Consider the following 13,598-nt stretch of genomic DNA (forward strand, 5'->3'; position numbering starts at 1 on the left):
TTTTGGCAGGTATCAGCGTTGACCCTACTCATCTGACCGTGGCGCATAGCCGCGCAGACGGATAAAAAGGCTTGCCTCGTCATCATTGCGGAAAAACGGCACCGAAGCGGGAGGGGTCGGATCATGGGCGCGGGCGGCGATTTCGGCTAGAACCACTTCGGTAATGAAAGGCAGGTCATATTCGTGGCGCGCCTTGTCCAACGGCACCCACTGCAAATGCGACAGCTCATCACTGGCGGCAGAGAAATCATCAGGATCGCCGACAAGGTCTGACGCATCAATCAGGAAAAACCGCGCATCAAACCGGCGCGGGCGTCCGGGCGGCGTAATGGCGCGAAACACAAATTGCAGCGCCTGGGCCGAGGGCACATGGCCGCGGTCGGCAAAGCCCTGCCAGTCCTCGGGCACCGGGCCGGACCACGCGCCGGGTGTGCCCAGGATCAGCCCGGTCTCCTCCCACAACTCACGAATGGCGGCAGCGGCAAGGGCATGGCGCAGATCCTGCGCGCTGTCTTCCAGCAGGCGTTCGGCACAGAGATCGGGTAGCGGCTGCGCCAGCGGCACATCCGCATCGGCCGCATCAACAGCACCACCGGGAAAGACAAATTTCGAAGGCATGAATGCCGCGGTCGCCCCGCGCTGCCCCATCAACACATGCGGATCGGTTATGCGATCCCGCAGGGCGATGACGGTCGCCGCGTTGCGGATGGCGGTTTTGTCGATGGTCATGCAGGCCCTTTCAGTTCGCGAAAGGGTCAGGCCTTGTTCCCGAACCCGTGCATCAGCCGGGCCCATTGAAACGCCACGATCGCCCCTTTCAGTCGGGGCAGAAGGTATAGCGACAAACCGACCGCGCCAATAGATAATACGGTGGCAAAAATCAAAGGCTCGGGCCGGAACGCGGTAAAGCCGATATGGATGAACGGTGCCATGATGTGACCGACGATCAGGATGGTCAGGTAAGCCGGGCCGTCATCGGCGCGGTGATGCGACAGATCCTCGCGACAGACCGTGCAGGTATCGCGCACCTTCAGATAGCTTTTCAGGATCGGCCCGCTGCCGCAGTTTGGGCATTTGCGGCGAAATCCCTTCCAGACCGCAGGCCAAAGCGCGCGCTCCTCGTGTTTTATCACATCGTCCATACTGTTACCTTTGATTCCCGTCGCGCCCCATATGGGATAGCTGATACCTACTATAAAGTGGTGAAGCGCGCCTTGCGTCGCGATGTCGCAAAAGGGCCGGATGACGCCACGGAAGCAAATAATTTTAAGGATTGGCGACGGAATTTCCCCGGTGCCGCGTGTAAGCTCTGTGATCCGGCGGCAAGATCGGATCGGGGCAGTTAACGCAAGTTGCAAATATGGAGAAACCCGAATGAAGAATATGGTTCTGATCACCTCGCTTGGCCTGGCAATCGCAGCAGGCGGCGCGGTTGCGTCCAATGGCAAGATGGGCGGCAAGCATCATCGTCCGCATCACAGCTTCGAAGAGCTTGATGCCAATGGCGACGGCAAGTTGATGCAGGAGGAACTGGCGACGCATATGCAGGCCCGGTTCGAGGGCGCGGATGCGGATGGTGATGGTGCGCTGTCGCAGGACGAGCTGCTGGCGCGCGTGACCGAAAGAATGACCCGGCGGGCCGAGAAATACGTGGCGCATATGATTGAGCGCCATGATGCGGATAATGATGGCGCGCTGAGCATGGCCGAGCTCAAATCCCGGAATAAGGGCGATATGTTCGCCCGGATGGACGCGGACGAGGACGGGGTTGTCACCCGCGAGGAATTCGAGGCCCGGCGGTCGGGCCACAAATCCCATAGGCATGGTGGTCATGGGCATAAGCATGACAATCGCGAACAGGCCGACTAAAGCGTGCTGAAGACGGTGGACGCTGATCGCGTCCGCCGTCTTGGTCCGACACGGGCAGGGGATATGCCACTGGATACGATGGGCGATGAAAGCGACGAGGCGTTGCTGATGCGATATGCGACGGGGGATCAGGCGGCAGCACAGGCGCTGACGCTGCGCCTCACGCCGCGGGTCTACGCACATGCCTGTCGGATGCTTGGCATTCCGGCCGAGGCCGAGGACGTGACGCAAGAGGCGCTGCTGCGCTTGTGGCGGATGGCGCCGGACTGGCGGCAGGGTGAGGCGCGGGTCACGACCTGGCTCTACCGGGTTGTCGCCAATCTCTGCACTGATCGCTTACGGCGGGCGCGGGGGGTCGCGTTGGATGCCGTGCCCGAGCCCGAAGACGAGGCGGCCAGTGCCGCCGACCGGATGCTGGAGAAATCGCGCGCCGCTGCATTGCAAGCCGCGTTGAACCTTCTGCCTGAGCGCCAGCGGCAGGCCGTGATCCTGCGCCATATCGAGGGTCTCTCAAACCCCGAGATTGCCGAGATCATGGAGACCAGCGCCGACGCTGTCGAGAGCCTGACGGCGCGGGGCAAACGGGCATTGAGTGCCGAGCTTTCCGGCAGGCGAGAAGAACTGGGGTTTTCAGATGATTGAAAAGAAGATGGATGACAATGAGTTAGAATCTGTTTTTGATGCGGCCAAAGAAACCGCTTCGTTGCCTTCTTCCGATTTGATGTCGCAGGTTATGCGCGATGCGATGGCGGTGCAGGCAGGGTTTGCCGTGCCGCCGGTCGAGGCGCGACCCCGGGGCATCTGGCAGGAATTATTCCGCGTATTGGGCGGCTGGCCCACAATGGCGGGGCTGGCGACCGCGGCAGTTGCGGGGGTCTGGATTGGTGCCTTTCCACCCGGTTTCCTACCCGATCTGCAAGCAGCATATCTGGGCGCGGATGACGCGGCCTATCTGATCGACACTGCCGCGGATGGTGGTTTTGATCTTGTCGAGGAGGCGATCTGATGGCAGCGGAAAGCAATGACAAAGGTGCGGGCGCGAAACGGTGGGTTCGGGTGCTGCTTGTTGTATCGCTGGCCCTTAACCTGCTGTTTATCGGCAGCATTGCCGGGGCCATGCTCACCCATTCAAAGTGGCGATCGCATCATCCACCGCGATTGGACATGGCCGCGGGGCCATTGACGCAAGCGCTCAGCCGTGAAGACCGGCGCGCCATCGGGCGCGAGATGCGCAAGGCCTACCGGTCAGCAGGTGCGAACCGCGCTGATCTTCAGGCCGGTTTCGAGGCATTGATTGCAGATCTGAAGCAGGAGCCCTTCGATTCGGAGGCTGTTGCGAAACATCTGGAACGTCACCGTGGGGTCTTTGATGAACGGCTTGCCCTGGGGCAGACTCTGCTGCTTGAAAGGTTGACGCAAATGCAACCCGACGAGCGCGCCGACTATGCCGCGCGCCTGCTTGATGCATTGCAACAGCGGAAACACTGGAAAGGTCACCGCGACTAATCAGCGGTCAGGCAGCTGTCCTGTTGCTCAAGGTGACCATGTTGCGGCCATCTGCCTTGGACCCGTAAAGCGCGCGATCCGCGTGATCCAGCAGGTTTTCTACAGTGGTGATCTGGTCGTGTGAGCCTTGCTGGGCCATCGCGACGCCGACGCTCATTGTGACATTGATCGGTGCGTTCTGGCCCGGCACATTGATCGGTGCCTGCTGTATGATCTGGCACAGCCTGCTGGCTGTCTGGAGCGCCTCTGCGCGGCTTGTATCCGGGGTAACGATCAGGAACTCTTCGCCTCCGATCCGGGCGACGAGATCTTCGTCGCGCAGATTGGCACGCAGGGTTTCGGCAACTCGCGACAACACCGCGTCGCCAGCGGCATGACCATAGCTGTCATTGACCTGTTTGAAATGATCAAGATCGGCGAGCATCACGGAAAAGCTTCGGCCTTCACGGCGTGAGGTCCGCAGCAGTCGCTCGACAAATGACAACGCGTATCGGCGATTATAAAGGCCGGTCAACGGATCAATGACGGCCGCCTGTAATCCGATATGCAATTGGTCGCGCATAAGATCGGCACTCTGCTTGTGGTCCAGTTGCATGGTGACACGCAGCGCCAGTTCCTGCGGGTCGACCGCTCCGCAGATCACGTCATTTGCCCCCATATCCAGAACCGTTGCGGCCAGATTGCGGGCTTCGCTGGGTAACAGCGCGATGATCGGACAATTGCGGGTGCGCGGCGCCGCGCGCAGTTCCGCCATCATGCGCAGCCCTTCGTCGCAGGCGGCTGCGTCAAACTTCAGCATAAAGATATCCGGGCCAGCGGTGTTGTCTGGTCTGCCCCCGGCGCTTTCATAGGGCATGGTCAGAAATTCGTGCCTTGCATCGGCAGAGAATGCCGACCGCAGCCGAGTTGCGTCGATTTTGTCGCGGGCGACAATGGCGATCCTGCCGGGCCGGACAAAGCTTTGCTGCGCTTCGGCAAAACCCAGAGCGCAGGCAGTGCCGGAATTAATATTCAGATCCTGGTCCATATGACGTTGCCGCAGCAGGCTTCGCAGCCGTGCCAGCAGCAGTGATTCATCGACAGGCTTGGCCATGACCTCACTGGCGCCGGCCCGCAACGCTGCGACCCGCGCTTCGGGTGTATTCTGCGTAAGAACAAGGACCACGGGGACGGGATCAATTTCCTCCGAGCCGCGTAGGGCACGTATAAATTCGCTGCTGCCGATATCTGACAGATCGGTGCTTGCCAGAATGAGATCGGGTTGATGTTTCGTGGCCAGCTTCAACGCTTCGCCGCCGGTTCCGGCTTGGAATACCTCATAAAAAGCCGCCGAAAGCTTGACCTTCAGTACGATGCGATTTGTCGCGAGCTCATCGACGATCAGAATTTTACCTGACATAGGGAATGTTGCCTTTCAGACTTGCCCCTTCCGTAGGGCGAATATCCATGTCAGAAGTTAAAAAAACCTTTCCGGAAATTAAGACCAATGAGCCATACGCAGGAATTCGCTGAAACCCTCGCATTGCAGTGTTTTGCCTGGCTTGCGGGACATGAGGAATTGCTGCCGATCTTCATGGGGGCATCGGGTGTGACCGAGGATGATTTGCGACAAGGGGCCGGAGATCCTGTTTTTCTTGGCTCTGTGCTGGATTTCGTGATGATGGACGATTCGTGGGTGATCGACTTCTGCGCGGCGCATGGCGTGGAAAATGATGCGCTGATGCGGGCCAGAATGGTCTTGCCCGGAGGTGAGCAGGTGAACTGGACGTAAACAAAAGGAAAACATATTGGCAACAAAGGTTGACGGCCTCCTCTTTGACAAGGACGGCACATTGTTCGATTTCCACGCGACTTGGAGCGTCTGGGCCGCCAGCATCATCGATGAGCTTGCCGCCGGTGACGCGGACAAGATCGCGCGTTTGGCGGCGGCGCTGGACTATGATCTCGACAAGCAGGAATTCGCCCCCACCAGTGTCGTGATTGCCGAGCCTACCCGGAAACTCGCCGAATCCATCGTGGTGGTTCTGGGCGAGGGATCGGTGTCCGAGATCGAGCATTTCCTGATGATGACCGCCTCGGAAGTACCGCAGACACAATCGCTGCCGCTGGCGCCCTTCCTGACGGATCTGGCATCCCGTGGTTTGGCGCTTGGCGTGATGACGAATGACAATGAATTCGCTGCGCGCGCTCATCTGAAATCTGTCGGAGTCGAAGATCATTTCAACTTCATCGCCGGGTTTGATTCTGGCTTCGGCGCGAAACCCGAACCGGGCCCGTTGCTGGCCTTTGCGAAGGCCACGGGCCTTGCGGCAGATCGCGTGGCAATGGTGGGCGACAGCACCCATGATCTGATTGCGGGCAGGGCGGCTGGCATGCAGACCATCGGTGTTCTGACCGGGCTGGCGCTCAGCGACGAACTGGCGCCTTACGCCGATATCATCCTGCCGGATATCGGCCATATCCCGGCCTGGCTGACCCGGTGACGTCTCATCCACGCTTCGGGATATGGCTGGCGTTTTTCGGAACGCTGGTACTGACCTTTGATGCCATGCTGATGCGTCTGTCAGAAATGAGCGGGTTGCAGATGACGGCCTGGCGGGGCCTCTGCATGGGGTCGGTCCTGATCATGCTCTGGCTTGTGCAAAGCCGGCACCACCGCTGCGACCTGCGCCATATTGCTACAAGGGCGGGGTTGCTGATCATCGTCTGCCAGTTTTTCAACTCATTGCTGTTTTGTCTGGCGATTGCCATCGCGCCGGTCGCTATTGTATTGTTGGGGCTGGCGGCGGTGCCGGTTTTTGCCGCGATTTTTGCCTGGGCGATCATGGGCGAGCGTACCCCCGCAGTCACATGGATTGCCATCGTGCTGGTGATCGGCGGTATCGGCGTCGCTGTTTCCGGCAAGGCCGACGGGGCAGTGGATTTTGACCTTGCCACCTTGAGCGGGGCCATTCTGGGCCTCGGGGTTGCGGTTGTGCTGGCGCTTAACTTCGTGACGCTGCGCGCCCGCCCGAAACTGCCCATTGCGCTGCTGATCGGCTGCGGTGCGCTGTGTTCCGGGGGCATGTCCACCCTGATCATCGGTCCGGACGCAATGAGGGAGGGCGTGATCCCGCCGATGGTCATGACAGGCGCGGTGGTATTGCCGGTATCATTCTATGCGCTCTCGCTGGCGTCGCGTTACACACTCGCCTCGAATGTCAGTCTGTTGATGCTGCTGGAAACAGTGCTGGGGCCGTTTTGGGTCTGGCTCGTAATCGGCGAAGCGCCGACCGCGCGTATGCTGGTTGGTGGGGCGATCGTGATTGCCAGTCTTGCGGGTTACCTGATCCTGACCGGCCGTCGCGGTGCCGCATCGATCTAAGAACCACCAAATTACAAAAGCGACAATTGGCGTCGCAAAGCGGCATACATGCCATTAAGGACGGGTGTTTCGTAAAGGGGCAGGTCAAGCGGAGGGCGTATGATGGCACGCGAAACAACACGCAGAAAGCGCAGCGGTGGACGCGCAGGCAGTGCTGAGAGGCGTGGCAGCGCTGCTATCGAGCAGATGCCCTGGTCCCCGCCGATCAACACGGATCGCCCGACTGAGCCGCTGGACGAGGCCGGTGTTCAGGCCATTCACGATGGCGCGATGCGTATCCTCGAAGAGATTGGGATTGAATTCCTGAACGAAGAGGCCATCAAGATTCTGCGCAGCTCGGGCGGCTGCACTATTGATGGCGAAAACGTTCGAATGGGTCGTGATTTCGTGATGGAGATGGTGGCCAAGGCTCCAAGCCAATGGGCCATCACGCCGCGCAACCCAGAGCGGCAGATCACCATCGGCGGGCGCCATCTGAACTTCGGCAACGTGTCCTCACCGCCTAGCTACTGGGATATGGAGATCGGCAAGAAGGTCACCGGTACACGAGAAATGTGCCAGAACTTGTTGAAGTTAAGTCAGTATTTCAACTGTATCCATTTTGTCGGTGGCTATCCTGTCGAGCCACAGGATGTCCATGCCAGCATTCGTCACCTGGACGTGCTTTATGACAAACTGACGCTCACCGACAAGGTGGCCCATGCCTATTGCCTGGGCAAGGAGCGGGTTGAGGACGTGATGGAGATGGTGCGCATCGCAGGCGGGCATACGGATGAAGAGTTCGAGGCCGGTCCCAAGATGTACACCAACATCAACTCGACCTCGCCCTTGAAGCATGACTACCCGATGCTCGACGGTTGGATGCGGCTGGCGCGGCGAAACCAAGGTCTTGTCGTTACACCCTTTACGCTGGCTGGTGCGATGGCTCCGGTCACCATGTCGGGCGCGGTGGCGCAGTCGCTGGCTGAGGGGCTGGTAGCGGTCGTTCTGGCCCAGATCATCCGTCCGGGCGCCTGTTGTGCGATCGGAACGTTTACTTCGAACGTGGATATGAAATCTGGCGCGCCGGCCTTCGGGACGCCGGAATATATGCGTGCCACCCAGATGACCGGGCAATTGGCGCGGTTCTATGATTTGCCGATGCGCGCCAGCGGCGTATGTGCCGCTAACGTGCCGGATGGACAATCCATGTGGGAGACCTCGAATAGCCTGTGGTCTGCCGTGCAGGCAGGCGCGCATATGGTCTACCACGCCGCCGGGTGGCTTGAAGGCGGGCTGATCGCCTCCCCCGAGAAATTCGTGATGGACTGCGAAATATTGCAGCAAATCCAGCGTTATATGGACCCGATGCTGACGGCAACCGGGCCGGACGAGATTGCGGTGGACGCTGTAAAAGAGGTGGGCGATCAGGGCCATTTCTTTGGCATTCAACATACTCAGGACCGTTATACCACGGCGTTCTATCAACCCTATCTCTCTGACTGGCGCAATTTCGAGGCCTGGGAAGCGGCGGGCGGCATCTGGACCGCACAGCGCGCGCATCAGACCTATAAGGACATTATTTCGAGCTACGAGGCGCCGCCTATGGACGAGACGATCTGTGAAGAACTGGCGGCCTTTGTCGCGCGTCGCAAATCCGAGGGCGGGGCGCCGACAGATTTCTGAAACAGGCCGGTTTTCGTGTGATCATGGAAGAATCGGGTTAACAGGCTGAATCATCAGGGAATTTCATAGCTGGTTTAAGTATGGCTTATGTATGGCTTTGGGCTGTACGCCGGGCCGGTCTGGCCTGACGCCGCCGTTTACCCACCAAGCGCTGAGCCGCGCATTGCCGGACCGCGGGCGGGCGATCCAACAATAGTGGAAAGCGCTTTATCCCTGCCAAACCCGAATGACCTCGATACGTCGTACAAACCCCTCCAAAACGCCGGCCCTTGCGGGCGGTCCGGCAATGCGCGGCGGCCTGCGGCCTTGATTCCGCGCGAGGCGCAACCCCAAACGTCCGCTCAAGGCCAAGATGGCCCGTGCCCTGTGGTCAAAACCACCCGCTGCTGTCATGATCCAAACGGTTGGAATGGGGGCGGGACAAGCTCAAATTTGAGCGACGAAAGCCGATATCCCTGAAATTGGTCATATTCTCTATCCAATTTTTTCTGTACTTATCGCGTTTGGCGACCTAGAAAATAATTTCGGGGTGGTGCTTACACCAAAAAAACTGCGGTTTCTGCGAATTGCCCGAAGGGTTCCCGAGCCCGACAAAGGCGATAGCTTCGTTTGTTGGCGGATGTTGTCCATGGCTCGCGTGAATCGCTGAAAAGCTAATGGGAGGAAACATGATAAAATCACTGAATCGCAGGAGGTTTCTGCGCGGCACGGCGCTTGTGGGTGCCGGTGCTCTGGCGGCCCCGGCAGTCCACGCGGCCGAGGGTGTGACACTGAAGATGCAGGCAGCCTGGGGCGGCGGTATTTTCCTTGAAAACGCACAATCCTATGTGAACCGCGTCAACGAGATGTCGGGCGGCGCCCTGACGATCGACCTGTTGCCGGTCAACTCGGTCGTCAAGACCAGCCAGATGCAGGATGCGGTGCATCGCGGCGTTCTGGACGCGGCCCACTACGTGCCCGCCTACTGGTATTCGAAATCGAAAGCGGCCTCGCTTTTCGGCACCGGCCCCTGTTTTGGCTGGTCCAGCCAGGAAGTGCTGGGCTGGGTCCATTACGGTGGCGGTCAGGAGTTGTTTGACGAGCTGATGGCCAGCCTTGGCCTGAACGTCGTGTCGTTCTTCAACTCACCCATGCCGGCGCAGCCGATGGGCTGGTTCAAGGAAGAAATCAAGGATGCCAGCCAGATGTCGGGCCTCAAGTACCGGACCGTTGGTCTGGCCGCCGACGTTCTGCTGGAAATGGGAATGTCGGTCGTGCAGCTTCCGGGCGGTGAAATTCAGCCCGCGATGAAATCTGGCCTGATCGACGCGGCCGAGTTCAACAACCCGACCTCGGACCGTGACTTTGGCATGCAGGACGTGTCCAAGCACTATCACCTGGCCTCGTTCCACCAGAGCCAGGAGTTCTTTGAATGCACGTTCAACAAGGACAAGTATAACGCATTGGCGCCGGAACTTCAGGCGATCCTGAAATATGCGTCCGAGGCCGAGAACTCGAACTTCTACTGGCACAATACCAAGCGCTACGCCGACGATCTGGTGACTTTGCGCGACGAACAGGGCGTCAATGTCTACCGGACGCCGGACAGCGTGATGGCCGAACAACTCAAGGCCTGGGATATCGTGGTCGACCGGATTTCGGGCGAGGACGAGTTCTTTGCCAAGGTTGTCGACAGCCAGAAGGCTTATGCCAAGAACGTCATGAACTACCTGAACCTGAACCAGCCGGATTACAAACTGGCTTACAAGCACTACTTTGGCTGATCAGGTTTGAAGTGTTAGGTTTAACCGGGGATCGCAATGCGCGGACCCCGGTTTACTGTCGCGTGTTCCTGGGGAGGGGGCCAAGGTGGTCAAATTCATCCATGCTATCGAGGGGCTTAGCCAATGGGTCGGGAAGGCCTTTGGCTGGTGTATCCTGATCCTGACCCTGTCTGTCAGTTATGAGGTTTTTGTCCGATATGTCCTGAACGCCCCTACGGTCTGGGCCTTTGACATGATGGTGCAGATGTATGGCGCGCTCTTCCTGATGGCTGGGCCCTATGCCTTGGCGCAGGACGCGCATGTGCGTGGCGATGTGCTGTATCGCTTGTTTCCGGTGCGCTGGCAGGCGCGGGTGGACTTCGTTCTCTACATCCTCTTCTTCTTCCCCGGCATGATGGCGCTCTTTTGGTATGGCTGGGAGATTGCGTCGGATAGCTGGCGCTACAAAGAGGTCAGCTGGAACAGCCCGGCGCGCATCCAGATCTATTTCTTCAAGACGCTGATCCCCGTCGCGGGCTTCCTGCTGATGCTGCAGGGCGTGGCCGAAATGATGCGCTGCTGGTTGGCGATGCGCTCGGGTCGGTGGCTGGAGCGGCTGGATGACGTGCGTGAAACCGAAGACATGCTGATGCATATGGAGGCCAGCCAGATACCCGGCCTCACCCCCGGCAATGACAAGTAAGTCGGCTCTGCCCGAACCCAGACAAGAATGAGGCTCTGCCGATGACCGACCCCCAAATAGCAATCATGATGCTGAGCCTCTTCATCGTATTGGTGTTGCTCGGCTTTCCGATCGCCTTCACCCTGCTCGCGATGGGCGTGGGCTTTGGCTATTACGCCTATTATCAGGGCCTGCCCGACAGCTTCGCGGGCATCTTTGATAACAACATCTTTTATCTGCTGAACCAGAACACCTATTCGGTGATGGAGAACGATACGCTGGTGGCGATCCCGCTCTTCCTGTTCATGGGCTATGTGGTCGAGCGCGCCAATATCGTCGACCGGCTGTTTTTCTCACTCTACATGGCGGCACGCAACCTGCCCGGATCGCTGGCCATCGCGGCGCTGCTGACCTGCGCGGTCTTCTCGACCGCATCGGGCATCGTCGGCGCTGTGGTCACGCTGATGGGGTTGCTGGCCTATCCCGCCATGGCCAATGCCAATTATGACAAGAGCTTTGCCTCGGGCGTGATCTGCGCGGGCGGCACATTGGGCATTCTCATTCCGCCCTCGATCATGCTGATCGTCTATGCCGCGATTGCCGAATTGTCCCCGCTGCGCCTTTACGCGGCGGCGGTCTTTCCGGGGCTGCTGCTGGCCGGTCTCTATATCGTTTACGTGATGATCCGCGCGATGCTGAACCCTTCGATTGCGCCCAAACCGCGTCAGGAAGACATCCCGCCGCCCTCTAAAATCTACCTTGATCTGCTGATCAGTTTCGTACCGCTGACAATTCTGATCATGCTCGTGCTGGGGTCAATTCTCGGCGGTCTGGCCACCCCGGCCGAAGCGGCCGCGATGGGGGCCTTGGGCGGGCTGGTGTTGGCGGCGATCTATCGTTCGCTCACCTGGCAGAAGGTCAAGGAAAGCGTGTTCCTGACCGCCAAGGCCACTGCGATGGTTTGCTGGCTGTTCGTCGGTTCATGGACTTTCGCATCGGTCTTCAGCTTTCTGGGCGGGCATGATGTGATCGAACACTGGTTCCTGGCGATGAACCTGGAACCCTGGCAATTCCTGATCTTGGCGCAGCTGATCATCTTCCTGCTGGGCTGGCCGCTTGAGTGGTCGGAAATCCTGATCATCTTCGTCCCGATCTTCCTGCCGATGCTCGATACCTTCGGCGTTAACCCTTATTTCTTTGCCATGCTGGTGGCACTGAACCTGCAGACCTCGTTCCTGACGCCGCCGATGGCGATGTCGGCCTATTATCTCAAGGGCGTGCTCAAGAACAAAATCGAACTGATGGAGATCTTCCGCGGCCTGATGCCGTATCTTGGCATTGTGATTTTCTGCATGGTGCTCATGTACCAGTTCCCCGGTATTGCGCTCTGGTTCCCTGATTATCTGTTTGGTGAGTATATCCCCTGATGAAAGGTGAACTGTACAAGCTAAGCGCGGTCGATGCGGCGCAAGCCATCCGCGACGGGCGTCTGTCGTCCGAGGCGTTGGTACAGTCCTGCCTTGATCAGATCGCCGCAACGAACGGGGTGATAAAGGCGTGGGCCTGTCTTGATCCTGAACTGGCGCTGGTGCAGGCGCGCGAAATGGACCGTATTCGCAGATCTGGTAAGGCCACGGGGGCCCTGCATGGCGTGCCAGTTGGTCTAAAGGACATTATCGACACTCGATTCATGCCGACCGAATGCGGCTCAGAGATTTTTGCGGGCCGTGTACCGGAGGGTGATGCCTCGATCGTCAACCGGTTGCGAGAGGCGGGGGCGGTGATCATGGGCAAGCTCTCGACCGCCGAGTTCGCCTATCTGCATCCGACCGACACGACCAACCCGCATAATGCGGCGCATACGCCGGGCGGGTCGTCCAGCGGGTCGGCGGCGGCGGTGGCGGCGCATCACGTGCCGCTTGCCGTGGGCACACAGACCGGCGGTTCGATAATCCGGCCCGCCTCGTTCTGCGGCACTTACGGGGCCAAGCCCACCCGCGGACTAATCCCGCGCACCGGTCTGTTTCGCACCTCGGCCACGCTGGATCAGGTCGGTGGTTTCGCTAACACGCTCGAAGATCTGGCGCTGTTGATTGACGTGTTGGGGTGTTATGACCCAGCGGATTCCGACAGTTTTGCCCGCCCGCGACCTTCGCTGTTGGATGGCGCGCGCGCGCAAGCACCGGTCGAGCCGGATATCGCGTGGTTCGATCTGCCCTTCCATGACCGGCTGAGCCCGGATGCTGCGGCAGGTCTGGAGGTGGTGATCGAGGCGCTTGGCCCCCGGGTCGAACGGTTTCCCACAGCCCCCCAGCTTGCTGAATTGGTGAGTGTGCACAAGACGATCTACGATTACGAGATTGCCCGGCAGATGACCCCGATCGCTACCGAACATGGCGACCGGATCAGCAGCGAGATGCGCGAGGCGATCACCCGGGGGTACGCGATCAGCGACGATCAGTATCAGGATGCGCTTGGGGTCAAGGCCTCGGCCAACGCGTTTTTCACCGACCATTTCAACGATTTTGATGCTATCATGGCCCCCTCGGCCAGTGGCGAGGCGCTGCCTTTGTCGGCTGGAAATACCGGTGACGCGGTTTATTGCACGATCTGGACGCTGGCGGGTCTGCCGTGCCTGACCTTACCGATGCTTGTGGGCGAGGCCGGGCTTCCGATAGGCGTGCAACTGATCGGCGCTGTCGAGGAAGACGATCGTCTGACGCGCACCGCCGCCTGGGTTCAGCGCGCGCTGGCTGATGACGCAGAATAA

Annotated in this window: 15 protein-coding genes; 12 read left to right on the forward strand and 3 right to left on the reverse strand. The window is 59.4% G+C overall.

What is annotated here, in order from left to right:
* Positions 1-24: 24 nt before the first annotated feature.
* Positions 25-729, reverse strand: coding sequence for an NUDIX hydrolase (locus LC334_RS03970; RefSeq protein ID WP_085798948.1), 705 nt, complete (start codon positions 727-729; stop codon positions 25-27).
* A 26-nt stretch (positions 730-755) separates the two neighbouring features.
* Positions 756-1,142: a DUF983 domain-containing protein gene (locus LC334_RS03975; RefSeq protein WP_085798949.1), complete on the reverse strand. Its 387-nt coding sequence runs from the start codon at positions 1,140-1,142 to the stop codon at positions 756-758.
* A gap of 232 nt (positions 1,143-1,374) precedes the next feature.
* Here LC334_RS03975 and LC334_RS03980 point away from each other — a divergent pair, with 232 nt between their 5' ends.
* The 4 genes from LC334_RS03980 to LC334_RS03995 all read left to right on the forward strand — a co-directional run bounded on the left by LC334_RS03980 (position 1,375) and on the right by LC334_RS03995 (position 3,375).
* Positions 1,375-1,869 carry an EF-hand domain-containing protein gene (locus tag LC334_RS03980; RefSeq protein ID WP_085798950.1) on the forward strand — a complete coding sequence of 165 codons (495 nt, stop codon included), beginning with the start codon at positions 1,375-1,377 and terminating at the stop codon, positions 1,867-1,869.
* Between the two features lie 63 nt (positions 1,870-1,932).
* A complete protein-coding gene (locus LC334_RS03985) occupies positions 1,933-2,511 on the forward strand; it encodes an RNA polymerase sigma factor (protein WP_085799166.1) in 579 nt (192 codons plus the stop codon).
* Positions 2,504-2,875, forward strand: coding sequence for a hypothetical protein (locus LC334_RS03990; protein ID WP_085798951.1), 372 nt, complete (start codon positions 2,504-2,506; stop codon positions 2,873-2,875). Before LC334_RS03985 ends, LC334_RS03990 begins: the two co-directional genes overlap by 8 nt.
* The gene (locus LC334_RS03995) at positions 2,875-3,375 is read left to right on the forward strand and encodes a periplasmic heavy metal sensor (RefSeq protein ID WP_085798952.1); all 501 of its coding nucleotides are present in this window, start codon (positions 2,875-2,877) and stop codon (positions 3,373-3,375) included. The genes LC334_RS03990 and LC334_RS03995 overlap by 1 nt, the downstream gene beginning before the upstream one ends.
* Before the next feature lie 7 nt (positions 3,376-3,382).
* Here the strand turns inward: LC334_RS03995 and LC334_RS04000 are convergent, their stop codons facing one another.
* Positions 3,383-4,774 carry a diguanylate cyclase gene (locus LC334_RS04000; RefSeq protein ID WP_085798953.1) on the reverse strand — a complete coding sequence of 464 codons (1,392 nt, stop codon included), beginning with the start codon at positions 4,772-4,774 and terminating at the stop codon, positions 3,383-3,385.
* An 87-nt stretch (positions 4,775-4,861) separates the two neighbouring features.
* Here LC334_RS04000 and LC334_RS04005 point away from each other — a divergent pair, with 87 nt between their 5' ends.
* The 8 genes from LC334_RS04005 (at position 4,862) to LC334_RS04040 (ending at position 13,598) form a co-directional block, all read left to right on the forward strand.
* Positions 4,862-5,146, forward strand: a complete 285-nt coding sequence (locus LC334_RS04005) for a DUF3572 domain-containing protein (RefSeq protein WP_085798954.1) — start codon at positions 4,862-4,864, stop codon at positions 5,144-5,146.
* 16 nt (positions 5,147-5,162) lie between these two features.
* Positions 5,163-5,858, forward strand: a complete 696-nt coding sequence (locus tag LC334_RS04010; protein WP_085798955.1) for an HAD family hydrolase — start codon at positions 5,163-5,165, stop codon at positions 5,856-5,858.
* Positions 5,855-6,739: a DMT family transporter gene (locus tag LC334_RS04015; RefSeq protein WP_085798956.1), complete on the forward strand. Its 885-nt coding sequence runs from the start codon at positions 5,855-5,857 to the stop codon at positions 6,737-6,739. The genes LC334_RS04010 and LC334_RS04015 overlap by 4 nt, the downstream gene beginning before the upstream one ends.
* Positions 6,740-6,841: 102 nt before the next feature.
* On the forward strand, positions 6,842-8,404 hold the full coding sequence (locus LC334_RS04020; protein WP_176237615.1) for a trimethylamine methyltransferase family protein: 1,563 nt from the start codon (positions 6,842-6,844) through the stop codon (positions 8,402-8,404).
* Positions 8,405-9,072: 668 nt separating this feature from the next.
* Positions 9,073-10,167 (forward strand): TRAP transporter substrate-binding protein, encoded by a 1,095-nt coding sequence (locus tag LC334_RS04025; RefSeq protein ID WP_085799167.1) that lies wholly within the window; start codon positions 9,073-9,075, stop codon positions 10,165-10,167.
* 85 nt (positions 10,168-10,252) lie between these two features.
* Positions 10,253-10,849, forward strand: a complete 597-nt coding sequence (locus LC334_RS04030; protein ID WP_085798958.1) for a TRAP transporter small permease subunit — start codon at positions 10,253-10,255, stop codon at positions 10,847-10,849.
* Positions 10,850-10,890: 41 nt separating this feature from the next.
* A complete protein-coding gene (locus tag LC334_RS04035; protein ID WP_085798959.1) occupies positions 10,891-12,255 on the forward strand; it encodes a TRAP transporter large permease in 1,365 nt (454 codons plus the stop codon).
* The gene (locus LC334_RS04040) at positions 12,255-13,598 is read left to right on the forward strand and encodes an amidase (RefSeq protein WP_085798960.1); all 1,344 of its coding nucleotides are present in this window, start codon (positions 12,255-12,257) and stop codon (positions 13,596-13,598) included. The genes LC334_RS04035 and LC334_RS04040 overlap by 1 nt, the downstream gene beginning before the upstream one ends.

Source organism: Roseovarius aestuarii (genome assembly GCF_019966515.1).
GTDB lineage: Bacteria > Pseudomonadota > Alphaproteobacteria > Rhodobacterales > Rhodobacteraceae > Roseovarius > Roseovarius aestuarii.